At 35.5% G+C, this 25453-nt stretch carries 25 protein-coding genes and 1 pseudogene; 21 read left to right on the top strand and 5 right to left on the bottom strand.

What is annotated here, in order from left to right:
• Positions 1-13 precede the first annotated feature (13 nt).
• Both RTP99_RS25765 and RTP99_RS25770 read left to right on the top strand, forming a co-directional pair.
• Complete coding sequence (locus RTP99_RS25765) at positions 14-316, top strand: hypothetical protein (RefSeq protein WP_000226523.1); 303 nt, start codon at positions 14-16, stop codon at positions 314-316.
• 15 nt (positions 317-331) lie between these two features.
• Positions 332-1168, top strand: coding sequence for an alpha/beta fold hydrolase (locus RTP99_RS25770; RefSeq protein ID WP_000021258.1), 837 nt, complete (start codon positions 332-334; stop codon positions 1166-1168).
• Between the two features lie 58 nt (positions 1169-1226).
• Here the strand turns inward: RTP99_RS25770 and RTP99_RS25775 are convergent, their stop codons facing one another.
• Entirely contained in the window at positions 1227-2081 is an 855-nt protein-coding gene (locus RTP99_RS25775; RefSeq protein WP_000984160.1) for a hypothetical protein, read from the bottom strand.
• A 331-nt stretch (positions 2082-2412) separates the two neighbouring features.
• Here RTP99_RS25775 and RTP99_RS25780 point away from each other — a divergent pair, with 331 nt between their 5' ends.
• The 4 genes from RTP99_RS25780 to RTP99_RS25795 all read left to right on the top strand — a co-directional run bounded on the left by RTP99_RS25780 (position 2413) and on the right by RTP99_RS25795 (position 8545).
• Complete coding sequence (locus RTP99_RS25780) at positions 2413-2814, top strand: BlaI/MecI/CopY family transcriptional regulator (protein WP_000184506.1); 402 nt, start codon at positions 2413-2415, stop codon at positions 2812-2814.
• A 2-nt stretch (positions 2815-2816) separates the two neighbouring features.
• The gene (locus tag RTP99_RS25785) at positions 2817-4748 is read left to right on the top strand and encodes a M56 family metallopeptidase (protein WP_000566592.1); all 1932 of its coding nucleotides are present in this window, start codon (positions 2817-2819) and stop codon (positions 4746-4748) included.
• A gap of 273 nt (positions 4749-5021) precedes the next feature.
• Entirely contained in the window at positions 5022-5594 is a 573-nt protein-coding gene (locus tag RTP99_RS25790; protein WP_000963380.1) for a TetR/AcrR family transcriptional regulator, read from the top strand.
• A gap of 215 nt (positions 5595-5809) precedes the next feature.
• Positions 5810-8545: a YhgE/Pip domain-containing protein gene (locus tag RTP99_RS25795; protein ID WP_000678113.1), complete on the top strand. Its 2736-nt coding sequence runs from the start codon at positions 5810-5812 to the stop codon at positions 8543-8545.
• 40 nt (positions 8546-8585) lie between these two features.
• On the opposite strand, the gene RTP99_RS25800 is transcribed toward RTP99_RS25795, so the two are convergent.
• Positions 8586-9305 carry a hypothetical protein gene (locus tag RTP99_RS25800; RefSeq protein ID WP_312368091.1) on the bottom strand — a complete coding sequence of 240 codons (720 nt, stop codon included), beginning with the start codon at positions 9303-9305 and terminating at the stop codon, positions 8586-8588.
• Between the two features lie 320 nt (positions 9306-9625).
• Between RTP99_RS25800 and RTP99_RS25805 the strand changes: the two are divergent.
• The 3 genes and pseudogenes from RTP99_RS25805 to yknW all read left to right on the top strand — a co-directional run bounded on the left by RTP99_RS25805 (position 9626) and on the right by yknW (position 10859).
• A pseudogene (locus RTP99_RS25805) lies at positions 9626-9862 on the top strand (hypothetical protein).
• The gene (locus tag RTP99_RS25810; RefSeq protein ID WP_000140259.1) at positions 9855-10157 is read left to right on the top strand and encodes a DUF2087 domain-containing protein; all 303 of its coding nucleotides are present in this window, start codon (positions 9855-9857) and stop codon (positions 10155-10157) included. The pseudogene RTP99_RS25805 and the gene RTP99_RS25810 overlap by 8 nt, the downstream one beginning before the upstream one ends.
• Before the next feature lie 24 nt (positions 10158-10181).
• Positions 10182-10859, top strand: a complete 678-nt coding sequence (gene yknW / locus RTP99_RS25815) for a YknW family membrane protein (protein ID WP_001198369.1) — start codon at positions 10182-10184, stop codon at positions 10857-10859.
• 67 nt (positions 10860-10926) lie between these two features.
• Here the strand turns inward: yknW and RTP99_RS25820 are convergent, their stop codons facing one another.
• On the bottom strand, positions 10927-11430 hold the full coding sequence (locus RTP99_RS25820) for a DinB family protein (protein WP_000713028.1): 504 nt from the start codon (positions 11428-11430) through the stop codon (positions 10927-10929).
• Positions 11431-11514: 84 nt separating this feature from the next.
• Entirely contained in the window at positions 11515-12456 is a 942-nt protein-coding gene (locus RTP99_RS25825; RefSeq protein ID WP_001082262.1) for a helix-turn-helix transcriptional regulator, read from the bottom strand.
• Between the two features lie 197 nt (positions 12457-12653).
• Between RTP99_RS25825 and RTP99_RS25830 the strand changes: the two genes are divergently transcribed.
• Complete coding sequence (locus RTP99_RS25830; protein ID WP_000103718.1) at positions 12654-13667, top strand: LacI family DNA-binding transcriptional regulator; 1014 nt, start codon at positions 12654-12656, stop codon at positions 13665-13667.
• A 38-nt stretch (positions 13668-13705) separates the two neighbouring features.
• On the opposite strand, the gene yhfH is transcribed toward RTP99_RS25830, so the two are convergent.
• Entirely contained in the window at positions 13706-13834 is a 129-nt protein-coding gene (gene yhfH / locus RTP99_RS25835) for a protein YhfH (RefSeq protein ID WP_000567010.1), read from the bottom strand.
• Positions 13835-14014: 180 nt separating this feature from the next.
• On the opposite strand from yhfH, the gene RTP99_RS25840 reads away from it, so the two are divergent.
• From RTP99_RS25840 to RTP99_RS25890, 11 genes are all read left to right on the top strand, one after another.
• On the top strand, positions 14015-14749 hold the full coding sequence (locus RTP99_RS25840; protein ID WP_000784665.1) for an MBL fold metallo-hydrolase: 735 nt from the start codon (positions 14015-14017) through the stop codon (positions 14747-14749).
• A 9-nt stretch (positions 14750-14758) separates the two neighbouring features.
• On the top strand, positions 14759-15748 hold the full coding sequence (lplA, locus tag RTP99_RS25845; RefSeq protein ID WP_000897256.1) for a lipoate--protein ligase: 990 nt from the start codon (positions 14759-14761) through the stop codon (positions 15746-15748).
• 251 nt (positions 15749-15999) lie between these two features.
• The gene (locus RTP99_RS25850) at positions 16000-16428 is read left to right on the top strand and encodes a hypothetical protein (RefSeq protein WP_000832624.1); all 429 of its coding nucleotides are present in this window, start codon (positions 16000-16002) and stop codon (positions 16426-16428) included.
• Between the two features lie 161 nt (positions 16429-16589).
• Positions 16590-18122, top strand: coding sequence for a fatty acid--CoA ligase family protein (locus tag RTP99_RS25855; RefSeq protein ID WP_001055164.1), 1533 nt, complete (start codon positions 16590-16592; stop codon positions 18120-18122).
• A 112-nt stretch (positions 18123-18234) separates the two neighbouring features.
• Positions 18235-18486, top strand: a complete 252-nt coding sequence (locus RTP99_RS25860) for a hypothetical protein (protein WP_000435470.1) — start codon at positions 18235-18237, stop codon at positions 18484-18486.
• Between the two features lie 27 nt (positions 18487-18513).
• Positions 18514-19539, top strand: coding sequence for an NEAT domain-containing protein (locus RTP99_RS25865; RefSeq protein ID WP_000592093.1), 1026 nt, complete (start codon positions 18514-18516; stop codon positions 19537-19539).
• Between the two features lie 211 nt (positions 19540-19750).
• On the top strand, positions 19751-20806 hold the full coding sequence (locus tag RTP99_RS25870) for a sulfate ABC transporter substrate-binding protein (protein ID WP_000815958.1): 1056 nt from the start codon (positions 19751-19753) through the stop codon (positions 20804-20806).
• 21 nt (positions 20807-20827) lie between these two features.
• Positions 20828-21655 (top strand): sulfate ABC transporter permease subunit CysT, encoded by an 828-nt coding sequence (gene cysT, locus RTP99_RS25875; protein WP_001227874.1) that lies wholly within the window; start codon positions 20828-20830, stop codon positions 21653-21655.
• A gap of 11 nt (positions 21656-21666) precedes the next feature.
• Positions 21667-22524, top strand: coding sequence for a sulfate ABC transporter permease subunit CysW (gene cysW, locus RTP99_RS25880; RefSeq protein WP_000433821.1), 858 nt, complete (start codon positions 21667-21669; stop codon positions 22522-22524).
• 11 nt (positions 22525-22535) lie between these two features.
• Positions 22536-23609, top strand: a complete 1074-nt coding sequence (locus RTP99_RS25885; protein ID WP_000027090.1) for a sulfate/molybdate ABC transporter ATP-binding protein — start codon at positions 22536-22538, stop codon at positions 23607-23609.
• 514 nt (positions 23610-24123) lie between these two features.
• Positions 24124-25453 (top strand): DNRLRE domain-containing protein (locus RTP99_RS25890; protein WP_312368106.1); only part of this gene is annotated, 1330 nt, incomplete at its 3' end.

Consider the following 25453-nt stretch of genomic DNA (forward strand, 5'->3'; position numbering starts at 1 on the left):
GGGGTGTAGACATATGGTAGCCCAACTAAATGGGAAACTAATGAACCAACTAGCGATTTTTTTTAGCATGTTCATAATAATTAAGTTTCTAGCCGATGTAACAGGCCTTACGCAACCACTAGGTATGTATTATTTAGGCACGCTTAGTACAAATATCGCTTATATAGCATTCGGTCTAGCCGTAATTTTTACTATATTGGGTATTAAAAAGGAATTAAGTAAATATGCCATTATTTCAGTATGTTCGGCGGTAGGAATTCAAATAATCTATATGATTGTTTTTGTAGTTTTATGGATGTTGGCAGGTACGCCGTAAAGGGGAGATGATTATATGAGTATTGAAAATATACGATTGATACATGTAAATGATAATAATCTCTATGTAAAAATGTTAGGAGAAGGTGAACCAATCATATTTCTTCATGGAGGACCTGGAAGTGAACACCGCTTTTTTCTTCCCTATATGGCTCCACTAGCAGAAAAATTCCAATTAGTTTTTTATGATCAAGCAGGTTGTGGAGAATCGGAAGCACCAAAGAATAATAAATATTCTATGAGGGATGAGGTTGCAAACTTAGAAGCAATGCGTGTGCAATTAGGGTTTGAAAAAATAAATATATTAGGTGAATCATGGGGATCGATGCTTGCATTATTGTATGCAACTACATACCCCGAACGAGTGAATAAGTTACTTTTAACTGCTGCGATAGGAGTTAATGTAAAAGGATTAGAAATGTTTGGTGAAGAACTGCAGAAGAGGTTAACGGAAGAAGATAAAGTAATCATTTCTGAAGTAAGCGAGAAGATTAAAATAGGAGAGGCTTCTATATACGATATGTTACAAGTGTTAGATCCGTATTATGTATTTACTATGGAAACTTTAACTTATAAAAAGAAAACAACTTTTAGTAATGAAGTTAATACGATATTAGGTGCAGATATGGTGAAAAATTATGATGTGACTAAACATATAAAAAAGCTCTCGAAAATTCCAATATTAATTGCGCAAGGAAGTCATGATATTTTAACTCTTGCCACTATAAAAGAACATTTTACAGAATACATACCTCATATAGAGTTTGTAGAGATTGCGAATTGTGGACATTGGACGGTAGTAGAGCAGCCAAAGCAAATGTGTAATATCGCATATAGTTTTTTTGAGAACTAAGAATAAGAGCGTAACTCCCATATAACTTAGGGAATTACGCTCTTATTCGTTCAATGATTTAGTCTGAAATTACTTGAAACGCTTTTCTACATCGATCTCTTTTTTGCAGTCTTCTTTTATATTTTTTTCTATCTCGCTTTACTCCTTGTATATACATAAGTAAGCTAACGAGAAGGAAGAAAGCACATTGCATCGTTAAAATGTACGGTGACATGCCTTGCAATGGTTGCTTTGGATCATATAAATGAATAGGTGCTCCACCTATTGTAGGGAATATTGTATTTAGTAGGACGTACGGAATGGAGTTAACTGCAAATGGAAATAGAATGGCCATATAGTCTTTTTGTGACCATGCAGATGCAGCAAGTCCTAAGAGGGCCATTAAACCTGCAAATAAAAAATTAATTCCAATATATACCGTAATGTAAGTGAGAGGCGCATCGAAGTATAGGTTTGCGAACATTCCATCCTCATTTATGATGCCAGAACCAATCGTAGGTGTTCCGTCTGGAATTGTTAATTTGCAAAATAATAACGATAAGATGAATGGAAAGGTATAAAGAAATCCTCCGCAAAAAAACGTAACGATATATTTCGTTACTGAATAAGGGAATAAAGAAATTCCTTTGCTCACGAACGGTTTAAAACCATCTGACTTATCGGAATTGTAACTTGTACTAAAGGGGAAACTCGCAATAACTGGCATTAATAATAAATAAACATCCATTTCATTATCACGAAATCCAATCCATTTTATATCTGTTGATATAGGTCCGCTCGAAGCGTCTCCTAAATAACGAATGACATAATAATAATGATAAATACAAATAAGAACGAATCCACTAAACATAATAATTAAAGAAACACGATTACAAAAAGCTTGCTTTATATTTAAACGAAGTGCACGCATCATGACTGAAAAAGCCCCCACTGATTATTAGTCTTCACTAATCGGACTTTTATGGACAGCCCGATCCCCACCTAAATTCTTTGCTTTCGCTGAATTTTGAGGTGGGGGTCTTACTGCCCATTAAAGTCGGATAAACTTGTCTATTTTCTATATTACTATTAAATGTAAAGATTTTCTTGTTTTTTATTTGATTATTTGAAAAAAGAGAAATTTGTTGTTGGGAAGTAAGGTTTAGTTGAAATTAGTTTTTTCTAAAATATGGTTGACAATTAAGTATTACATTTGTAATCTTAGTTATAGATTACAAATGTAATACGAGGGAGTGAAATATATTATGACAAATCAATTACCTAAAATATCCGAAGCAGAATTAGAAATTATGAAAGTACTTTGGTCTAATTCTCCACAAACAGCGAATGAAATTATAGAAGAACTAGAAGATGAAATGGACTGGAAACCGAAAACAATCCGTACATTAATTAATCGGTTAGTACAAAAGGAAGCCGTTTCTTACCATCAAGATAAAGGACGTATGTATGCTTATTATCCGTTAGTATCACAAGATAATTATTTACAAGTGGAAACGAAATCTTTGCTAAAGCGTTTTTGCGGTGCAGCGTTTAAACCATTACTTGTTAATTTCTTAAAAGAGGAGAAATTATCTTCAGAAGATATTAATGAACTAAAACGCATTTTAGATGAGAAGACAGAGGAGAATAAGAGGAAGGATCGATAAAAATGATAGACATGCTTATAAATGTATACCTTCCTCATTTTTTTGATTGGCTTATAGAAACATCACTTATGGCTAGCATATTAGTGGGTTTTATTTTATGTATAAAAATTTTATTTAGAAATAAATTAACACCCCGGTGGCAATATATGCTGTGGATTGTATTAATGATTAGACTCCTTTTACCATGGTCACCAGATAGTTCTTATAGCATTTATTCATTACTTTCCTATCGTTCTAGCGTATCGGAAGTTATTCCTAAAAATATGCCGTCTACGGAGAGTATAGTGAATATAGAAAGCGACCGTACAGTGGAATCAAATTCTAAAATGGTTACAAAAACTAGCGAACCGGAAGTAGAAGTTAGTTTGGAACAACAGACTCCATTTTCTTTATACAAACTTGCTATGTATGTTTGGTTAGTTGGGGTATTCCTATTAGCAGTTATAACGTTTATTACAAATAGACGTTTATATTCTTATATAAAGAAACAACCGGATATTACGGATGAACAGTTCGTTACGGTGTTTAATCGCTGTAAGCAGTCTATGAAAATGAAGAAGGTAGTTTCATTACGTTTAGCAGGAAAGATTGCGAGTCCAACTGTGTTTAGTTTCTTTCGCCCAAAAGTATTACTATCAAAAAAACATATGAAAGTATTAAACGAGCAACAATTACAGCATGTTTTTTACCATGAGTTAGCTCATATTAAAAGAAACGATGTAGCTGTAAATTGGATTATGTACAGTTTAATCCTATTAAATTGGTTCAATCCGATTCTTTGGTACGCCTATTTCTGTATGAGAGAAGATCAAGAATTAGCTTGTGATGCATATGCGCTTACGTTTATAGATAAAGAGGAGCAAATTGCATACGGTCATACAATTATTACCCTCCTAGAACATTATTCCTATCAAGTACCAAGCCTAGCAAATTTAAGTAGAAATAAACGAACATTAAAAAGGAGAATCGTTATGATTAAAAAGTTCCAAAAGAAATCGTATCGTCTTTCTTTACTTGGAGTTATTGCTATAGCAGCTATAGCAGGCGGATTTTTATTAAATGCAAGGATAACTGAGGGGGATGAAAGACAGAAAGAAAAGGTTGTAGAAAAAAAGCAATCTAAAGCGGCTTTTGAAGAAGCGATAGAAACAGTATTAGGCACACCGGAGAATGCAAGTAGAGAATGGGGGATGTCAATAAAGTCATATAAAATGAATACAGATTTTTTATATTTGGCAGAAAAGAATTTTACAAAAGAAGAATTTGAGCAGTATGTTCAATTATTTAAGGAAGCCCAAGAAATTCGTAAAAAAGCAATGGTTAAAAAAAATGTGCCTGAAAATTATGATGGAGATACAAAGGAATATAAACCTGAACGCTTGAAGAAAGCTGATCAGGAAAGACTAGCTACTATTGAGAAGACATTAAAACCGCTTGGAGAAAAGCTGGAGAAATCTTTAACATATACTATAGAAGAAGCGAAAAATCATGTGCCATTTCAAATTAAGCAGCCGGCTTATATACCTGAAGGTTATGAGTTAAAGAGAGAATGGGCTGATTCATATTTTGGAAGAGATATAGAATTAGTTACTAAATCAGAATATAAAAAAGGGAAATATGGTTTTACAATTTATCAGTCAAGAATGTATGCAGGTGGTAATAAGGACCCACTACACTACATGATGCCTGGAGAAGAGAATCTAGAAAGTTATAGTTTAGAAGGGAAAGGAATGGTCTATAATAAATCTTCTCATGGAGAGGGTAAGTTAAAAGGACTCAAAATGTTTGTACCAGCACAAGGTAAGAATAGTGAGTATCAAATTGTCATAGTGAATGATATTTTTACAAGAGATACAAAGATATACGAAGAGATAATCGATGATGAGCTAACTAAGAAAGAGATGGAGAAAATCTTACTTTCTATGTCAAAATAATAGACAGTGTTCTTAAACATTTTGTTTTAAGAACACTGTCTATTTTATTAAATTTCTATTGGGATCTAGTCAGCAATTATTTACTAATATATTCCAGCTTTCCATACAAGTATACTTTTTGATACACTATGAACAGTATGATATAACTTGACTGGAATTTTTTATACTGGAAATAATAAAAAAGAGAACTTGTATACAATGTAAGCGTGTGGTAATATCAAAGATGTACTAATTGACTATATTATCCAATTGGTCATTTTTGGAGGTGAAGATGTGGCGATAGATCGAAAACGTTCTATTATTGAAGCTGCAACAAAGTCTTTTTCAGCATTCGGTTATAAAGCAACAACGATGGATCAAGTAGCGAAGTTAGCGAATGTAGGAAAAGGAACGATTTATACTTTTTTTAAAAATAAAGAAGAGCTATTTGGCGAGATTATTTCTAATTTAATTACAGAAATGAAGCAAGTTGCAGAAAATGCAATTCGTTCAGAAGTTTCATTTTTTGAAAATGTACATAGAGCATTATATAGCATATTAGAATTCAGAAAAGAACATCAGCTCATGATTAAGTTAATTCAAGAAGAGCGTGATATGGGAACGAAAGAAGTACAAGAAGTGATGCAACAAGTAGATGTGGAAATCGTTTCTGTCATTCAATCGTATTTAAAGATTGCGATTGATAAAGGTGAAATTAGCAAATGTGATCCAGAAATTACAGCATTTATTATGCTTCGCTTATATGTATCGCTTATTTTTGATTGGGAAAAAAATCATGAACCGCTAGAAAAAGAAAAAATTGCAGAATTATTTGAACTTTATTTATTAAAAGGATTGTCAAATTAAGATAATCCTTTTATTATTATAAAAAATGACCGTATGAACAAAATGGTCATAAATACAATTTAAGGGGGGATAATAGAAATATTACTTTCAAATTAAGGAACAGTTGCATAGTATAAATTCGGGGATAAGGCATATGTATGAATAAGTATAGCCTTTTTGTTTGGGTGAAAATGACCAATTGAACGTTTTGGTCATTTTAAAAAGGGGGAGGAATAATGAAAGGAAATCAGTTACTTCGTAAAGAGTTCACACAAATTATAAAAAGTAAAAAAATATTAATTCCAATTATCGCGGTTTTATTCGTACCGATTTTATATGCAGGTATGTTTTTATGGGCCTTCTGGGATCCGTATAAACAGTTAGATGATTTACCAGTTGCGGTAGTCAATTTAGATAAAGGGGCAGTATTTGATGGGAAACCAATTGAGGTCGGAAAAGGGCTCGTTGATAATTTAAAAGATAATACAAGTTTTAAATGGGAATTTGTAAGTGAAAAAGAAGCGAAAAGAGGAATGGAAGGTAGAAAGTATTACATGTTAGTACGCATTCCAGATGACTTCTCAAGTAACGCTACAACGTTATTAAAAGATGATCCAAAACCATTAAACTTAGAATACATTCCAAACGAAAGCTTGAACTTCTTATCTTCACAAATTGGCGGAACAGCCATTGAAAAAATTAAAGGTGAAGTATCAAGTACGTTAACGAAAACATATGCAGAGAAAATGTTTGATTCCATTCAAGACGTCTCAAAAGGATTAGCAGATGGGGCGGAAGGAGCAAATAAACTTCACGACGGATCAAGTGAGCTGCATGATGGTTCAAGTAAAGTGACGGACGGCCTTCATACACTTCAAGGGAAGTCTGGAGAGATGAAGGATGGAGTTCAGAAATTAGCAGATGGATCTAATAAATTAGTAGATGGGTCAGGGAAAGTGACAGTAGGTTTAAATACGCTAAATAGCAAAACAGGTATAGGGAAATTAGTAGATGGCTCCGGAAAAGTAACAGCAGGTTTAAATACGCTAAATAGCAAAACAGGTGAATTGCAGACAGGTATAGGGAAATTAGTAGATGGCTCCGGAAAAGTAACAGCAGGTTTAAATACGTTAAATAGTAAAATGGGTGAATTGCGTGATGGATCTGAGAAAGTGACTGGTGGTTTGAACAAATTAGTAAGTAAATCCGGTGAATTAAAAACAGGAACAACGGATCTATCAAATGGTATGGAGAAACTTGTTGAAGGACAAAATCAATTAGAAAAAGTGTCTCAAGAAATTCAAAAGGGTTTGCAGGAATTAAATAGTAACGTACAAAAGTCTGCTGGAGCTTTAGAGGAAATGCAGTTGAAAGTTCCTTCTATATTGAATACAGTAAATGAGAAAATAACTGGAGCTGGAGAGAATGTAAATCAGTTAAATGAACTTACGCAATCAACAGCAGGAGATGCAAAAAATGCAGCGCAAGAGGTAGCGAATTTACAAAAGCAAATTGAAAGTTTACCGAAAGAATATCAAGAGCAGTTACAACCATTCATAACAAGTGCCGTAAAAAGTACAACGACAGTTCAGCAAAAAGCTGCTGGGGTAGCAGGTGGAACAAATAAATTAAATGAAGAAGTAAAACAATTAAAAGGTGAAATCGGTGAAAAGACAAGTGGGATGCAAAGCAAAATGCCGAATCCGGAAGATGTAGGAAATTTAACGAGTGGTATTAAAAAATTAGCGAATGCACAAAGCGAATTTGTAAGTAAGTTCCATGGATTAGGTGAAGGATTAGGTAATGCAAAAATAGGTGCCGATAAATTAAAAGATGGATCAGTTCAATTAATTGATGGAGTAACGCAATTACAAAGTGGCTCTGGAAAAGTGACAGCAGGATTAGGTCAATTATCTGAAGGAGCAAATCAATTAGCAGATGGCTCAAGCCAAGTAACAGGTGGTTTAGGTACATTATCTGTAGGAGCAAATCAAATGGCAGGTGGAATAAATCAATTAGCGGACGGTTCAAGTCAAGTAACAGGCGGTTTAGGCTCATTATCTGTAGGAGTAAGCAAATTAGCAGATGGCTCAAATCAAGTAACAACAGGTCTGGGCGATCTAAATGGTGGCCTAAACAAAATGTCAACAGGCTCAACCCAGCTAATCGACGGCGTAAATAAACTAGCAGACGGATCAGGAAAAGTAACAGATGGTCTCGTAAAAGTAAACGACGGTTCAGGTGAACTTGCTGAGAAACTTGGCGAAGGAGCAGAAAAAACTGGTGAAGTAAAAGGGACGGATAAAACGTATGATATGTTTGCAAGTCCTGTAAAAGTGAAGACGGAGAAAATGGCAGAAGTTCCAAACTACGGAACTGGATTTACACCGTATTTCTTATCACTCGGTTTATTTGTTGGGGCATTACTATTATCAATCGTATATCCATTACGTGACACAGTTGGTGTTCCAAAATCAGGGTTTAGCTGGTTTATTAGTAAGTTCGGCGTTTTACTATCAGTCGGTATTATTCAAGCTGTAGTAGCAGATATCATATTACTATTCGGATTAGGTGTAGAAGTACAAAGTATTCCGTATTTCATACTCTTTAGCATCGTTACAAGTTTAGCGTTTATCGCATTAATTCAATGTTTAGTAACAGCATTCGGTGATGCAGGACGTTTCATTGCCATCATCACATTAATTATTCAGCTGACAACGAGTGCCGGAACATTCCCGCTAGAATTGATTCCGAAGTTTTTACAACCATTCAATGCTTGGTTACCGATGACATACTCTGTATCTGGATTGAAGGCAGTCGTATCAAGCGGAGACTTTAACTTCATGTGGCAAAACATAGGAGTACTCATGATCTTCATCGTTGTATTATCACTTGGAACAATCGCTTCATTAACTTGGATGCACAAACGACAATTTAGAAATATTGCTGAAAATCAATCGATTGAAGCGTAAATAAGGAACATAAAAAAGCACCGAAATGGTGCTTTTTTTATTAGTTTTGTTTTATTGGCTGAGAAATTTCATTTGTTTTTCTATTTTTACGGAAGAAGCATATAGCAATACTTATAAGAATAATTGTAGCTACAATCCAAACAAATGGACCATATTTTTCAGCAAAAGTATATAGTTTCATGTTGCTGGCAATGTCCTCTTTTGTTTTTCCTATTAGAATTTCAGAGCCACTATAACCTTCAAGTGTATCTCCTTTTTTTATGCCAAAAATAAGAACGTCTGATTTGTTTTCTATTCCGGTGTATCGGTATCCTTTACCTTTAATTGTTAATTGGGTATCATTCTTTTTTAGTGAATAGTCTTCGGCAGAAATATCTTTGCCTGACAGTGTAATTGGTTCCATTGAGAAACGGATTTCTTTTAAGGTAGGAAGAGTCTCATTGTTTAGTAAGAGTTGCTTTGCAATATGCTGCTCAGTATTAATGTTTATCCAATTTGCTTTTCGTCGTTTATATGTATTAATTTCAAGGAGTGCGAATTCTTTATTTTGAAGTTTTTCCTCTGTAATAGGTTGCGCGGTAGTTAATGTTCCTTTTAATAAAATCACACCGTCTTTTGCAGATTGGAAGGAAGCGGTTTCCTTTGTTTTCTTTAATGTATTGATAGTCCCTTTATAATCCTCTTTTCCTAAAAGAACAGCTCCTGTATGTACGGTTAAAATAAGATATAGGATGCTTAATACGATAATAGCTTTTTTCACTATTTCCCCTCCAAAGTATGTATAATTAAATTATAACATAATTTACCATATTGAATTTATTAATTTGAATAAAAAGTTGCAGACGTAAAAGTAATAAATAAATTAAGAGAAGTGTAGATGAGAGGAGTAAAAATGAAAAAGAAATACAGTTGTAAGAAAGGTGTACAACTGTATTTAAAGTGGATAAAATATTTTCTTCATAATGTAATGGTTGTTTTATATCCCTTTTTTTTCTTAATTTCACCATATTTCATGTGTAGGCTAAATAAAAGGATAGGAATTACAACAATTTATAGAGAAACATAGAGTAGAGGGGGGATATGATGAAAAGAAAACATATTTCTTATTTAATTATAAATCCGCTAATTATTTTTCTTGTTTATGCCCTTTCACCTATATTGTTTGATAAAGAAGTATATACAAGTATGAGAGATGCATTTGGAATACTTACGTTCTACTATGTGTTAATGGGTGGTTAGTACTTTATTTACTTTTTAAGTAAAAAAATCAATAAAAATGATAAAGAAAAAATCGATGGAGGACAACAAAATGACTGAAAGTGAAATAAAATTCAGGGATACGACCATTCGTAACTTTTTTGATAAAGAGGACCGTCTAAAATCGATTCCAGGTCAAAAGAAGAAAAAACTAGTATTGTTAGAGTATTTAATTAGCAAATTAAACGTTGAAAATCAGTATACGGAAAAAGAAATCAATGCATTCATCAAACAATATCATGACGATTTTTGTACGATTAGACGCGAGTTTATTGTGCAGGGGTTTATGGATCGCGAGGATAATATGTATCGTATAAATGAAAGAGAAGTTTGGACGAAGTGGGAGGAGTTATAGATGTAATGAGGAAGGGGGATTTTCTTGCAAGTTAGTAGTCTTATACATGAAGAGATTTCAGGGAAACCATCAATTTTGGGGATGTTTACTTCACCAACACTGCAATTCAAAAGGATGAAGAATCAAAGAAATATATTTTTACCACTCGCTCTTTTAATGGTTCTTATTATTATTTCAAGTGCTTTAATGTCTTGGAATGCTTTAAATAATCCTGCGCTTAGTATGTTTCATGATAAAACGGGATTTACTGTACCAAAATACATAACTTTCTTTACCACATTTGGGATTTCTACAGTCAGTGGAATCGTAGCTTTATTTTTTGCGCCTATATTCTATAAAAATATTATGATTTTTTTCGGGGTTGACATTAACTATAAGCAAACATTCCCGATAATTATTTATGCTTCATTTGTATTGCGATTAGGGATGATTTTAAACGGATTAATTGCACTGTCTCTAAGTGGGTATGAGATATCTTATACAAGTTTAGGCGCGATAGCAACGGATAATATGGTTTTACATACAATCGCTCAAAGAATAGATATATTTAATATTTGGTATTACATTTTATTAGGCATAGGTTTAAAAACGATTACGAATTTAAATAAGGATAAACTTATTCCTCTTATTATTGTACTTTTCATTTTTACTAGTTTATTAGCAAGTATGGCTGGATTTATGCAGGAAATATCTAATCCATAAAGGTATTATGAGAAGCAGAACTATAAAAGGTGGATTGGATATATCCAATCCACCTTTTTTTCATTGTTCACACTAAAATTTTTGTCTCCAATCTTTCTTTCTGACGAAGATGATGTGCAAAATGCATAGAAATAAGTTGAAACCATTCTGCTGCATGTAAGTAACCAAGCCCAGGATGTTCGACTTTACAATCCCTAGGGATAGAAGAAAGTGTTGGCTCAATGTCTTTAACAACTGTAATTAATTCTAGAAGCTGTTTCTGTACGTCTTCTTTATTAGCTGGGTTTTCAGGCGTATATCCAGGATGATCTGGTAATTTGATTTTTATGTCTGGGAAAGCCCCCATCATATATACCTTTTCTCCCATATCTGTTTTCTTGTTAGTTACAGAAGGTAATTCAGTTCTGCATTTCGTGATTGCATCTAACTGCATATATGTAGAGGTAATTAAATGATTATACATTTGACCGAGGGACCATTCCTCAGCAGAAGGTTTGATCCTAAATTGTTCTATCGAATATTTTTCTAATTCCTCCATGTAATACGTAGCTAATTCTTCAAATTTCTTCATAGCGTTAACTCCTTTTTATGAAAATATATTTGTTACTACCTAATATAAAGGATGGCTACTGACAACATTATGTCAGTAGTGAAATTAAAGTTTTAACATTTTTTTTGCTTCATCACGAATTTTTTCAGAAAGAATTTTTGGCTCAAGTACGTGCACTTGGCTTCCCCAGCTCAATACCCATTGAAACACTTCATCTATGTTTCTAGATTTCAAAAAGACGTGAAAATAGTTATCTCTATGTTCATATGAATCTATAAAAAAATATCGTGATTCAATAATTTTATGTGCAATATGGGAGGGGAATAATAAATGAATCATCACAGTACGGTTGCTTTCAGGCTGATATTCTTGCAAAGAAAAGTCTTCGGGTTTTGTAAAGAATTCTTGTTCTTGCTGTAATTTCTCCATTCGATCTAAGCGGAAATTACGTATTTGTTTTCTAAGTAAACAGTAGGCAACGATGTACCAAATCCCTGAAATATTGACTAAGCCGTAAGGATGAACGGTCCGCTTTATTTTTGTAGTTTCTCTCGGTTTCCGATAAGAAAAAGAGATAGCTTGTTCTTTTTGAATAGATTCTTGCAATAGAAGAAGGTGATTTTCTAGTTTTTCTTGTTCAGATTGCTGATGTGAAAATATAGGAGAAAGGAAACGAAAAGTTTCTCGTAATTCCTGGGCTTTCTTTTGTTGATCAGCAGGGAGAACAATTTCAAGTTTCTCTTTTGCTGATCGTGCATGTACAGAAAAAGAAGAAGTAAAAGTTTTCTCGATATAATCACCGCCTAGTAAAAGAGTAACAGCCTCTTCAGGCGTAAGCTGAATGGGGGGCAAGAAATAACCATCCATTAATGAATAACCGTGGCCGGGCATAGCGAAAAGTGGGACGCCACATTCACTAAGTGCATCCATGTCTCGATAAATCGTTCTTATACTTGTTTCGAATTTTTCAGCTAAGCTTTTTGCTGTAACAGTTTGTCTTCTTTGTAATTCAATTAATATGGCTAATAAACGATCTGTCCGATTCATGAAATATCACCTTCAAATTTTTATAAATATGTTTACTATAAACTTCTAAAAGCAGTATGTTTTCCCCTCCCCTTAACATACTTTTCCCTATGTATAATATTAATATAGTAAAATCATAAGAAGCCGTATTGCAGTTTCCAATAATATACTATATAATCAATTTAAGAAAACGTTTTCATGCAAAGGGGGAGAATTTCGTGTCGACTATAGAGGACGTGGCGAAATTAGCGGGGTTATCAAGGACAACGGTTTCTAGGGTGATTAATAATCATCCATATGTTTCAGATGAGAAGAAAAAAAGGGTTCAATTAGCAATGAAGCATTTAGGCTTCGTTCCTAATTCTGCGGCGAGAAGGCTTCGTAAACAAAAAACAGAAACAATTGCGGTGCTAGTTCCAAGGATTACAAATCCTTTCTTCAGTAGATTTATTGAAGCAATCGAGATTGCTGCTTCTGAGCATAAATATAAACTGATTATTTGTCAAACAAGATATTTACCGGAAAAAGAGATGGAGTATTTACAATTATTATCTACGAAGCAAGTAGATGGGATTATTCTATGTTCACTAGAAAATCCGTGGGAAGATGTAGAGCCATACTTACAACACGGTCCAATCGTGTTATGTAATGAATATATTGAGGAAGCAAATATTCCAACAGTGAAGTTTGATCATGCGCAAGGAGCATACATAGCTGCTAAGCATGTGTTAGAACAAGGATATCGTAATCTTATTTTTTGCCGTGGAAACGAAACCAAAGTCGTTAGTCAACAGCGAAAAATGGGCTTTTTACGTGCCATAACGGAGAAGAGCCGCCAAGTAGAAGCGATTGATTTTCTTGAAAACGCTTTCTCTTGGGAAGATGGAAAACGAATATTCCATGAAGTATTAAAGGACAAAAAAAATCCTACCGCGATTTTGGCAGGAGGCGATGAGGTAGCAGCTGGAATTATCTCAGAGGCGAAGCGCCATGACTGGAGTATTCCAGATGATCTCGCTGTTATCGGTTTTGATAATCAAATTTTATCACAGATTACAGAGCCAGGTATTACGACAATTGAACAGCCAATCGATGAGATGGCCCGAAAAGTTGTCGACCTGATGATGGATAAAATCCATACGAAAAATTATCGAAAAAAAGAATTGTATGAGTTTGAACTGGAGCTCTTGGTGAAAGGTTCAACGATGAAGGATACGATGTTATTAGCCTAGTAGACTATGTCTGCTAGGTTTTTTATGTTCACAAACTACTATTCTTCGTGAACGCAGTCATCACATTTGTTATGGTATGCTTCGTGCTGCTCATCAATTTCTTTCCCGCAGTGCGCACAAGTTTTCGTCGGTAAATTTCTGAAAAACTCCATTGGTTGATCGATCATGTCAATCCCTCCATTTCCATTTCTTACTATCATTGTATTAGTACAAAAAACAAAAGTCAACAACTGTTTTATAACAAAATTGAAAATTAATGAAAAAGTTTAGGAAATGGATTATAGTTAACAATGTAGGATGTAAGTAAAACATGCATTTCTACTCGGTTTTAGAAAGGATGGATACATATGAAAATGACTGTTGTCGGCTTTTGGGGCGGCTTTCCAGAAGCGGGAGAAGCAACGTCGGGGTATTTGTTTGAACACGATGGTTTTCGTTTACTTGTAGACTGTGGTAGTGGTGTACTAGCACAGCTTCAAAAATATATAACGCCATCTGATATAGATGCAGTTGTACTTTCGCACTACCATCACGATCATGTTGCAGATATTGGGGTATTGCAATATGCGAGATTAATTACGAGTGCGACAAAAAGGCAACTACCGGAATTACTAATATACGGTCATACGTTTGACGAGAATGGATTTCATTCTTTAACACATGAACCGCATACGAAAGGAATCGCGTACAATCCAGAAGAAACACTTCAAGTTGGACCGTTCTCGATCTCATTCTTAAAAACTGTTCATCCTGTTACATGCTTTGCGATGCGTATTACAGCAGGTAATGACGCTGTAGTATATAGCGCAGATTCCAGTTATATTCCTGAATTTATTCCATTCACGAAAGATGCTGATCTTTTCATTTGTGAGTGTAATATGTATGCACATCAAGAGGCTGCAAAAGCAGGGCATATGAATAGTACAGAAGTAGCAAGTATTGCGAAAGATGCGAATGTAAAAGAACTTTTATTAACGCACTTACCGCATACAGGCAATCCAGCTGATTTAGTAACAGAAGCAAAACAAATTTTCAGTGGCCATATTACGTTAGCGCATAGTGGCTACGTATGGAACTCATGAGGTGATACGATGTTATTTATTGATAATAAAGGAATTACAGATCCTAGAATAAACTTAGCAATTGAAGAATATTGTGTGAAGAATTTAGATATTAACGAAACGTATTTACTGTTCTACATTAACGAACCTTCTATTATCATTGGTAAAAACCAAAACACAGTAGAAGAAATTAATGCTGATTACGTAAAAGAAAAAGGGATTCATGTCGTTCGTCGTCTATCAGGCGGAGGCGCAGTATATCATGATTTAGGAAACTTAAACTTCAGTTTTATTACGAAAGATGATGGGGACAGTTTCAGCAACTTCAAAAAATTCACAGAGCCTGTAACGAAAGCACTTGGTAAATTAGGTGTAAATGCAGAACTAAGTGGTCGTAACGACATTTTAGCTGAAGGTAGAAAAATTTCAGGTAACGCGCAGTTCTCAACGAAAGGTCGTATGTTCAGTCACGGTACGTTACTATTTGACTCTGAAATCGATCACGTCGTATCAGCGTTAAAAGTAAAAATGGATAAAATCCAATCAAAAGGCATTAAATCAATCCGTAGCCGCGTTGCGAATATTACAGAGTTCCTAAACGAAGAAATGACGACAGAAGAATTTAGACAACTTCTTCTAGAAACAATTTTCGAAGGAGAAACAGAAATTCCAACGTATGAATTAACAGAAGAAGATTGGAAAGAAATCCATAAACTTTCTGAAGAGCGTTACCAAAATTGGGATTGGAACTACGGAAAATCTCCGAAGTTCAACTTACAACATTCACACCGCTTCCCAGTTGGACAAGTTGATGTTCGTCTGGAAGTGAAAAAAGGAACAGTAACAGAATGTAAAATTTACGGTGACTTCTTCGGTTCATTAGATGTGCATGATATTGAAGAGCGTCTAACAGGGGTACAATTTGATAAAGATGCATTTACTGTAGCTTTAGAAGGCGTAGATATTAAACGCTATTTCGGTAATATTACAACAGAAGATTTCTTACATTTATTCTTCTAAAAATAAGGGGGGCTGCCAACGAGCAGCCTTTTTTTTTTGCGTAGATTGTCGCGTTTTGTCGGTAAGTCGATATATTTTAAAAATCGCTGATATATTTCGAGTTGCGGTCGATATATTTGGAAAATCGCTGATATAAATTGAGTTGCGCTGATATATGTGAAAAATCGCCGATATAATTTCATATACCATAAAATCACAAGACATTTGCCCCTTATAAAGGAATATATATATTTAAAAGGAGGCGGATTGAAATGAAGAGGGTAATGTACGTTGTATTATTGCTCAGCTTTGTCATCGGAATGACAGCTTGTAACGATGAAACGTCCCAAAGTCGCACACTTTTATCTATTGGAAAGCCAGCGAAAGATAATGTTATATATTTTACGCATACAGATAACAGACGAAAGATACAGGAAATACAAGACATGTTTCAAAATAAGAAGTGGAAAAGAAATGAAACATTCAGCACTGTTAATAAGACACCAGATGTCGTCTTTTCAATAGATGAAGACAATGCAGGGTTACCAACATTATATGTTACGGTGTATTTTCATGAAGATGGAGCGGACGTTCTTAACTTGTACGGGGAGTATACGAGTTTAAATAAACAAGAACTTGCAATGCTGAGAGAAAAGATGAGTGCATATTATCCTAAAATGATTTCTGGTCTAGTTTCATAAATTACTTGCAAACAAAATTCCCTTATCCTTCCAAAGTAAATGAAGAGAAAGTGATCTGTCTATATGCAGTTAATGGAATAACACTTGCCACTTTAATTTTCTTTTAATATAATTAATTTAGAATTTTTAAATATTCTAAATTTTATAAAGGTGGGGTTTGTGTGAATCTCGTTCAATCTTTGGCTGAAACGGCGAAAAAGAAGGGGGATAAACCGGCTTATATATTTATGGATCAGTCGGTCTCATATGACCAATTAAACAAAATGGTCACAAGGTTTTCTAGCAATTTAGCAGAAATGGGCATTGGAAAAGGGGACAATGTTGCATTAGTTGTTGGGAATTCACCACATTTTTTGGTCGGTTTATACGGAACAATGAAAGCGGGAGCAACTGTTATTCCAGTTAATCCAATTTATACAGCAGACGAAATGCATTACATTTTACAAAATGGAGATGTAAAAACAATCATCGTACTCGACGTCCTTCTACCTGTTATACAATCTCTTACAACAAGACTTCCTTCATTAGAAAACATCATCATATGCGAAACCTCATCAGATTTTAACCATACAGAAACCGAAAAAATGAAAACGTTTACTAGAATGATAGGGGCTGGAGATTTAACTTACGAAGGCCCAGAGCTAGATGAAGAAGATGTAGCGGTTATTCTATACACTTCAGGCACGACTGGAAAACCGAAAGGCGCTATGTTAACTCATAAAAATTTATATAGTAATGCGAGCGATGTGGCGTCGTATTTACAATATACGGCTGATGATCGCGTCGTTGCGGCACTGCCGATGTTCCACGTATTTTGTTTAACGGTGGCGGTAAATGCACCGATTGTGAACGGAGCAACGATTTTAATGTTACCGAAATTTAGCCCGAAAGAAGTATTCCGTATTTGTCGTACGTACGAACCGACGATTTTTGCTGGTGTACCGACGATGTACAATTATTTATATTTATTCGAAGAAGCGAGCGCGGAAGATGTGAAGACACTTCGCCTTTGTATTTCAGGTGGTGCTTCAATGCCAGTTGCTCTTCTGCAAAACTTTGAAAAACGTTTTGACGTTATCGTTTCAGAAGGATACGGTTTATCAGAAGCATCACCAGTTACTTGTTTTAATCCGCTTGATCGTCCGCGTAAACCAGGATCGATCGGTACAAATATTTGGCATGTAGAAAATAAAATTGTAAATGAACTTGGGGAAGAAGTACCTGTTGGAGCAGTTGGTGAATTAATTGTTCGCGGACCTAACGTTATGAAGGGATATTATAACGCGCCAGAAGATACAGCTGCGACATTAAAGGACGGCTGGTTGTATACAGGAGACTTAGCGAAGATGGATGAAGAAGGTTACTTCTATATCGTTGATCGTAAAAAAGATATCGTCCTAGTTGGCGGTTATAACGTATACCCTCGTGAAGTAGAGGAAGTATTGTATACACACGAGTCTGTAGCAGAAGTGGTCGTAATCGGCGTTCCTGATGAAAACTTAGGAGAAGCAGTGCGAGCTTACGTCGTTCTGAAACAAACGAACGTAACAGAAGAAGAACTGATGCATTACTGTGCGTTACATTTAGCGAAATATAAAGTGCCAAAGAGTATTGAATTTTTAACAGAATTGCCGAAGAATACGACAGGTAAATTGCTGAGAAGAGCTTTGAGAGAAAAAGCGATGCAAGTTTAAAAATAGGGGCAACCATCTTTATGAAGATGGTTGCCTTTCTACTTTTTAGCATTGGTTAAGCTATGGTGCCATATATTTAAACCGTAATATGACTAATAAGGAGGAGATATAAGTGGAACAGAAGGAATTACGTTTACGGCGAGTGCAGTATCTTATTTGTGACATTATGGATGAAATGAATGCTGAAAGTGAGAAGAAAAACTTAGAGATTTTGCAGCAAGTCATTGATCATCTTTCAGGAGCGATAGGTGATTTAGTGGATCCATCAAGCTCGTATTCTATTGATTATTTAGAGAGGAAAGTTCATACGGCACATTATTTACTTTTTAATAACGAGCGGAAGGCGTACTTATGTAGGAAATAATATTATTATTTTTATTTGACATTGATAATGATTAAGAAAAAACATGTAAATGCATTCGTTATAGCAGCAACGTTAGTAGTTCCATTTAGCGGTATTATGGCACCAATCGCGAAAGCTGAAGCAGCGGTTGAAATGAAAGCAAATAGTAGACTAACAGATGGCACGTATGACGTTGTATTTAAAGCATATAAAGATAAAACAAATGAAGCATCAATCGCTTCAAAATATTTAAAAGATGCAAAAGTAACGATTCAAGGTAATAAAAAAATTGTTACATTAACAGCGACAGATAGTAATTATTTTAAAGAGTTCAAAGTAGAAAATCCGAATCAATTAGGAACGTACCAGGATGTGAAAGTAATCTCGGAAAGCGCAGCGAATAACGGTACGAAAGTTGTTCAATTTGAGCTGGGTGACTTTTCAAAGAAATATAATATGAAATTACATATCGTGATTCCAGCAATGCAATATGATCATCACTTCCAAGTACAATTTGAAGTAGATGGAAGTACAATAAAAAAGGAATCTAAATTCTCAGATGTACCAGCATGGGCACAAGAATCAGTTCAATATTTAGTAGATAAAGAAGCAGTGCACGGTAAGCCAGATGGTACATTTGCACCGGCTGAAAATATCGATCGTAGTTCCGCTGCAAAAATATTAGCAACTGTTTTAGGATTAGAAATTAAGAAAGATGCAAAGCCATCATTTCCTGATGCACAAAATCACTGGGCAACGCCGTATATCGCTGCTGTTGAAAAAGCAGGTATTGTAAAAGGTGATGAGAGGGGGAACTTTAATCCGAGCGGGTTAATTAACCGTGCATCAATGGCTTCTATGCTAGTAAATGCATATAAATTAGAAAGAAATGAAAATATAAAACTACCGAAAGAATTTGCTGACTTAAACAATCATTGGGGTGCGAAGTATGCCAATATTTTAATCCAAGAAAACATTTCAATTGGAACAGATAATGGCTGGGCTCCAGATAAAGCGGTAAGCCGTGCGGAAGCAGCACAATTTATTGCGAAGGCGGATAAGTTGAAGAAATAAAGTGAACGAAAAGTCAGTGAGGGAAAATCCTCACTGACTTTTCGTTATTAAAAAAACAAATTCCAAGTTGACACATGCGAATTACAGAATTAAAATGAAAAGAAATCGAATACATTAGAAGCTAATCAGATAAACTGAAGGCGCACAATGTTCACGTTTGTGAATATATTGTGTGCCTTTTTCTATTGTATAAACTAAGGGGGATTTAACGATGAAACAGTGGGGGAAGACAGCGTTTATGAAAAGTACAGGTGTTTTATTATCAGCAGTTGTACTTTTATCAGGGTGTGGTTCAGCAACATCCACTAGTAATTCTGAAGGAAGTGGAGACAAAAAACCAGTCGAACTTTTAAATGTTTCCTATGATCCAACACGTGAGTTATATCAAGATTTTAATAAAGATTTTGCGAAGTACTGGAAAGAGAAGCATGGGCAAACAGTAAATGTAAAACAATCGCACGGAGGATCTGGAAGTCAGGCGCGTTCTGTTATTGATGGCTTAGAAGCAGACGTTGTTACGCTAGCGCTAGCTTATGATATTGATGCGATTAGCAAGAAGAAACAACTAGCAGAAGATTGGCAGAAGCGACTTGCGGATAATTCCACTCCGTACACATCAACAATTGTATTTCTTGTACGAAAAGGAAACCCGAAAGGAATTAAAGATTGGGATGATTTAACGAAAAAAGGTGTGTCTGTCATTACGCCTAATCCGAAAACATCAGGCGGAGCACGTTGGAACTATTTAGGGGCATGGGGATATGCGCTGGAAAAATATAACAATAGTGAAGATAAAGCGAAAGAGTTTGTCGGTCAAATTTATAAAAACGTGGAAGTACTAGATTCAGGGGCACGCGGAGCAACGACAACTTTCGTTGAAAAAGGAATTGGTGACGTATTAATCGCGTGGGAAAATGAAGCATTACTATCACAAAAAGAGCTCGGAAAAGATAAATTTGAAATTGTAACACCTCCAATTAGTATACTAGCGGAACCACCAGTAGCTGTTGTGGATAAAGTAGTTGATAAAAAAGGAACGAGAAAAGTGGCAGAAGGATATCTTGAATATTTGTATTCAGAAAAGGGGCAAGAAATTGCAGCGAAAAACTTCTATCGCCCTCGTAACGAAAAGGTAGCAGAAAAATATGCATCTCAATTTCCAAAAGTTCAATTATTTACAGTAGATGAACTATTTGGCGGTTGGAAAAAAGCGCAGGAAAAACATTTTAATGATGGCGGTGTATTCGATCAAATTTATAAAAAATAAGGGGGGATGAGGTGAAAGAAGATGAGGAAAAAACGTGTTTTACCGGGGTTTGGATTATCTCTTGGATTTACAATGCTATATATGAGTTTATTCGTACTTATACCACTTTCTATCGTATTTATTCAAACTTCACAGTTAGGTTGGAAGAAATTTGCTGAAGTTGTAACGAGCGAGCGTGTGCTGCATTCTTATCAAGTGAGTTTAACGACTTCACTTGCAGCAGCGGTTGTAAATGCCATTTTTGGCTTATTAATTGCTTGGGTACTCGTTCGTTATACATTTCCAGGGAAACGATTGTTAGATGGATTAATAGATTTACCTTTCGCTCTTCCGACTGCTGTAGCTGGTATTACACTGACAACGCTATATGCCGAAAATGGCTGGGTGGGGAAAATATTTAGTATGTTTCATATAAAAGTAGCTTTTACGCCGCTCGGAATTATTGTTGCACTTACGTTTATTGGGTTACCGTTTGTCGTTCGAATGGTGCAACCAGTACTTCAAAATATTGATAAAGAAGTAGAAGAGGCGGCTTCTAGTTTAGGGGCGTCACGCTTCCAAATATTTGTGAAAATCATTTTGCCAGAAATATTCCCAGCTTTACTTGCTGGCTTTTCACTCGCATTTGCACGGGCATTAGGAGAATACGGATCTGTCGTTTTCATCGCAGGGAATATGCCGATCAAAACAGAAATCGCACCGCTTATGATTATGACGAAACTCGAACAATATGATTACGCAGGTGCAACAGCTGTGGCGACCGTGATGCTTATTATTTCTCTCCTGTTCCTTCTTTTTATTAACATGATTCAAAGCTGGAGTAGAAGGCATGAATTAAAAAGTGAATAGGAGGAGAGAAAATGGAGCCAACATTATTAGAAAAGAAAATAATAAAAAAAGTGTCAGCTAAAAAAGAATCTAAACTTGTACCAAGCATATTAATTGCGATTACAGTTTTATTTTTATCTCTCTTTCTATTGCTCCCGCTCGTAACAATTTTTTTGAAAGCTTTTGAAAAAGGATTTGATGTATACTTTGCTGCTATCACTGATCAAGAAGCATTTTCAGCAATTAGGTTAACGCTTCTCGTTGCGTTAATCGTTGTACCACTGAATACGGTATTCGGAATTGCAGCGGCATGGCTTATTACAAAGTTTCAGTTTAAGGGGAAACAGGTATTATTATCTCTTATTGAACTGCCGTTTGCCGTGTCACCAGTTATCGCAGGATTAGTGTTCGTTTTACTCTTCACACCGAGGGGGGCTCTTGGTGAATGGTTACTCGAACATGGAGTGAAACTTATCTTCTCTGTACCTGGCATTATTATCGCAACAATCTTTGTAACTTTCCCGTTCGTTGCACGTGAATTAATTCCGATTATGCAGGCGCAAGGGAAAAGTGAAGAGGAGGCAGCTTTATCACTTGGCGCAAGTGGCTGGAAAATGTTTTGGCGCGTTACGCTTCCAAATATAAAATGGGGCCTTTTATACGGCATGATTTTATGTAATGCCCGTGCTATCGGTGAGTTTGGAGCCGTTTCTGTTGTATCAGGTCACGTGCGTGGCATTACGAATACGATGCCGCTTCATATTGAAATTTTGTACAATGAATATCAATTTTCAGCAGCGTTTGCAGTAGCGACGTTAATGTCATTAATCGCGGTATTTACGCTTGTTATAAAAAACTGGATCGAATGGCGAATGGAAAAACGACAATAAGGGGGATTACGGTGAGTATTCAAATTCAAGGTGTATCAAAACAATATGGTACATTTCAAGCGTTGACAGACATTCATTTGGATATCCCAAAGGGTGAACTTGTCGCCTTATTAGGCCCGTCAGGTTCTGGAAAAACGACGTTATTACGAATTATTGCAGGATTAGAAGAAGCGGATGAAGGCTCTATTTCATTTGAAGGGGAAGATCTAACAGACATTCACGTAAAAAATCGGCAAGTCGGTTTCGTCTTCCAACACTATGCGCTTTTTAAACATATGAATGTATTTGAAAATGTCGCTTTCGGTTTAAAAGTAAGAAAGAAAAGCTTAAGACCTTCAGCAGAAGCGATAGAAGAAAAAGTAACAGAATTATTAAAGCTTGTAAAAATGGATGGCTTTGCTAAGCGTTACCCAGCGCAACTATCTGGCGGACAACGACAGCGTATCGCACTAGCTCGAGCACTTGCAGTCGAACCGAAAATTTTATTACTAGATGAGCCGTTCGGTGCCCTTGATGCAAAAGTGAGAAAAGAATTACGAAGATGGCTCCGGAAACTACACGACGAATTTCAAATTACGAGCGTATTCGTAACACATGATCAAGAAGAAGCACTAGACGTTGCGGACCGCATCGTTGTAATGAATGAAGGGCGCATTGAACAAATGGGAACACCGGAGGAAGTATATGAAAACCCAGCAAGTCCGTTCGTGTACGACTTTTTAGGAAATGTAAATTTATTTCACGGCCGCGTCCATAAAGGTAAGCTAAATGTAGGATCGGTGGAACTAGAAGCACCAGAGCATAAGCACATTTCAAATGTAGACGGAGTAGCTTACGTAAGGCCACATCACTTATCTATCTCTCGTACAAAACAAAGCGTAGATGCAATCCCAGCGAAAGTATCATATTCTCACGCAGTTGGACCTGTCGTATATGTAGAATTAAAACGAGACGGAACAGATGAGTATTTAGAAGCAGAAATTAGTAAAGAACAGTTTAGACAGCTAAGCATTCAAGCGGGTGATGTTGTATACGTACAGCCGAAAGAAGTGAAAGTGTTTATTCCGGAGGATTTTGTAATTTAAGAGAGTTAAAATCAGCAATCTATTAATAAGAGGAAGTCTCCTAAAATATGTTTTAGGAGACTTCCTCTTTTATTTGTAGTGATAACTTTTTCACATATGAAATATAACAAGGCGTGGGGGCGTGTTCAAACAGTTATTAAGGAATATATTCTTATTACCTTCTATAAATAAAGGTATTACAGTTAAGGGAGGCACATTTACACCAGGAATATGAAGCTCAGTATATTAGCTTCATTGAATATTAGAACAAAATTGAAAGTGAAAATAAAAGGTTAGTTGAATGATATTTATATCATGTCGCTAGCAAACAATAATCGCATCTATTATTGTTAATCTTAAATTATATAATAAAAATAGATATCTGTCATAATATTTATAAAATTGTTGTTAAATTGTCGGATTTTGTGCACAAAATCTTCAAAACTTTAAAACGATATTTACTTTACTATTTCATTTGTTTACATTGTGATATGTAACATTATATATGTTAAAAATATTTCAGCGAGGTGAGTTTATGGGAGCAAAGAAATGGTATAGGTATTTAATCCAACTTATCGTAGTTGCATTAATTGTTACCTCCATACCACTCAATGGATTGGCGGAAACGGCACCACCGTTTACACCATCTCCAAATTCAGAACAAAGTCCGGAAGTGGAAAAGAAAGAAGAAAAGGAATTACCAGATCCACATCCAGATCAATTAAAGAAGGATAAGACTAAAGCACAGGCGAGTCCGACTGAGATTGTAGAAGAAAGAACGGAAACAGAGAAAGTTTTCGATAATAATGATGGTACGTATACGAAAAAGGTATATACGGAACCGATTCATATTGAAAAGAATGGAAAGTTAGAAGAGGTTTCACCGAAATTAGTAGAAGCACCTAACGCAAAAATTGTAACGGAAAATACAACATTAGAACCAGAGTTCGAGAAAACAACACAAGATGGAAAGTACGTTCAATTTAAAGTAAAAGATCATACCATTAAGTACAAATTAATGAGTGCAAATGGTGAAAAAGGTGAAGTGAAGCCATCACCGGTCACTGCGACACATGAAAATAATACAGTATGGTATAAAGGGATCTTCCCAAATGTTGATTTAAAGAGCACGACGTTTAACGAAAATGTAAAAGAAGATTTTGTCTTACGTGAATATACAGGACATCATATTTTTACGTTTGCATTAGAAACAGATTTAACACCGAGCTTACAGGAAGATGGTTCAATCGACTTCCAAAATGAGAAAAAAGAAAAAGTATTCACATTACCGAAACCGTATATGAATGATTCAAATGTGGATCAACAATCAGGTGAGGCTGTAACGTCAGATGCGGTTCGTTACACTATTGAGAAAACAGATGAAAAAACATATACATTAACTGTTACTGCAGACCCGCAGTGGTTACAGGCACCAGAGCGAAAATATCCAGTATATGTAGATCCTTCTGTTGAACTAGGTAACTTTGAAAATGCATACGCTGCAAGTGCCTATCCAACTGTCAATTATTCAGGAGGAAAACTGTGGGATTCAGGTCAAAATGCTTACACGTTAAAAGTTGGGTATTATGATGGCTCATCTGGAACAAACTTTGCATTTATTAAACCGAATGTTTCAGATTTAAAAGGTGCAAAGATTGAAGGTGCAACATTCCATGCCTATGCAGTTTGGCATTATTATGGAAATCAACCGAATGGTGTTTGGTTAGATGAAGTAACAGGTGGATGGAATGTTGGTGGTGTGAACTGGAATAATAAACCAGGTTCTAATAACATTGCACAAACTGATGTCGGACGCGGAAAATGGGCCCAGTTCAATGTAACGAATACAGTGAAAGCATGGGTAG

It is taken from the genome of Bacillus sp. (in: firmicutes), from assembly GCF_031983925.1.
GTDB lineage: Bacteria > Bacillota > Bacilli > Bacillales > Bacillaceae_G > Bacillus_A > Bacillus_A pacificus.

What these genes read in the sequence shown, in the direction of transcription:
- RTP99_RS25870 (WP_000815958.1), top strand. Translation starts at nt 19,751, where the DNA reads ATGAAACAGTGGGGGAAGACAGCGTTTATGAAAAGTACAGGTGTTTTA.
- RTP99_RS25850 (WP_000832624.1), top strand. Translation starts at nt 16,000, where the DNA reads ATGAAGAGGGTAATGTACGTTGTATTATTGCTCAGCTTTGTCATCGGA.
- cysT (WP_001227874.1), top strand. Translation starts at nt 20,828, where the DNA reads ATGAGGAAAAAACGTGTTTTACCGGGGTTTGGATTATCTCTTGGATTT.
- RTP99_RS25780 (WP_000184506.1), top strand. Translation starts at nt 2,413, where the DNA reads ATGACAAATCAATTACCTAAAATATCCGAAGCAGAATTAGAAATTATG.
- yhfH (WP_000567010.1), bottom strand. Translation starts at nt 13,834, where the DNA reads ATGATCGATCAACCAATGGAGTTTTTCAGAAATTTACCGACGAAAACT.
- RTP99_RS25775 (WP_000984160.1), bottom strand. Translation starts at nt 2,081, where the DNA reads ATGATGCGTGCACTTCGTTTAAATATAAAGCAAGCTTTTTGTAATCGT.
- RTP99_RS25865 (WP_000592093.1), top strand. Translation starts at nt 18,514, where the DNA reads ATGATTAAGAAAAAACATGTAAATGCATTCGTTATAGCAGCAACGTTA.
- RTP99_RS25820 (WP_000713028.1), bottom strand. Translation starts at nt 11,430, where the DNA reads ATGAAGAAATTTGAAGAATTAGCTACGTATTACATGGAGGAATTAGAA.
- RTP99_RS25825 (WP_001082262.1), bottom strand. Translation starts at nt 12,456, where the DNA reads ATGAATCGGACAGATCGTTTATTAGCCATATTAATTGAATTACAAAGA.
- RTP99_RS25770 (WP_000021258.1), top strand. Translation starts at nt 332, where the DNA reads ATGAGTATTGAAAATATACGATTGATACATGTAAATGATAATAATCTC.
- RTP99_RS25785 (WP_000566592.1), top strand. Translation starts at nt 2,817, where the DNA reads ATGATAGACATGCTTATAAATGTATACCTTCCTCATTTTTTTGATTGG.
- RTP99_RS25765 (WP_000226523.1), top strand. Translation starts at nt 14, where the DNA reads ATGGTAGCCCAACTAAATGGGAAACTAATGAACCAACTAGCGATTTTT.
- RTP99_RS25840 (WP_000784665.1), top strand. Translation starts at nt 14,015, where the DNA reads ATGAAAATGACTGTTGTCGGCTTTTGGGGCGGCTTTCCAGAAGCGGGA.
- lplA (WP_000897256.1), top strand. Translation starts at nt 14,759, where the DNA reads ATGTTATTTATTGATAATAAAGGAATTACAGATCCTAGAATAAACTTA.
- RTP99_RS25795 (WP_000678113.1), top strand. Translation starts at nt 5,810, where the DNA reads ATGAAAGGAAATCAGTTACTTCGTAAAGAGTTCACACAAATTATAAAA.
- cysW (WP_000433821.1), top strand. Translation starts at nt 21,667, where the DNA reads ATGGAGCCAACATTATTAGAAAAGAAAATAATAAAAAAAGTGTCAGCT.
- RTP99_RS25810 (WP_000140259.1), top strand. Translation starts at nt 9,855, where the DNA reads ATGACTGAAAGTGAAATAAAATTCAGGGATACGACCATTCGTAACTTT.